1 pseudogene is annotated in these 394 nt (G+C 60.7%); it reads left to right on the forward strand.

What is annotated here, in order from left to right:
* A pseudogene (gene paoB / locus H0X90_RS35535) lies at positions 1 to 284 on the forward strand (aldehyde oxidoreductase FAD-binding subunit PaoB); the annotation flags it as partial.
* Positions 285 to 394 lie beyond the last annotated feature (110 nt).

Genomic DNA, 394 nt, shown 5'->3' on the forward strand with positions numbered 1-394 from the left:
AACATATCTACCGTAAGGTGCGCGATCGCGCCTCCTACGCCTTTGCCCTGGTATCGGTCGCGGCGATTATTCAGCCTGACGGCAGCGGGCGCGTCGCGCTGGGCGGAGTAGCACATAAGCCCTGGCGCATTGAGGCTGCGGATGCTCAGCTATCCCAGGGGGCGCAGGCCGTATATGACACGCTGTTCGCCAGCGCCCATCCCACCGCTGAAAACACCTTTAAACTCCTGTTGGCGAAGCGAACGCTTGCCTCCGTACTGGCTGAAGCGAGGGCACAGGCATGAAATTTGATAAACCCGCAGGGGAAAACCCGATCGATCAGCTGAAGGTTGTCGGTCGTCCCCATGACCGCATCGACGGACCGCTGAAAACTACCGGCACGGCACGCTACGCC

It is taken from the genome of Burkholderia sp. 9775_39, assembly GCF_015712225.1.
In the GTDB taxonomy this organism is placed as follows: domain Bacteria; phylum Pseudomonadota; class Gammaproteobacteria; order Burkholderiales; family Burkholderiaceae; genus Burkholderia; species Burkholderia cenocepacia.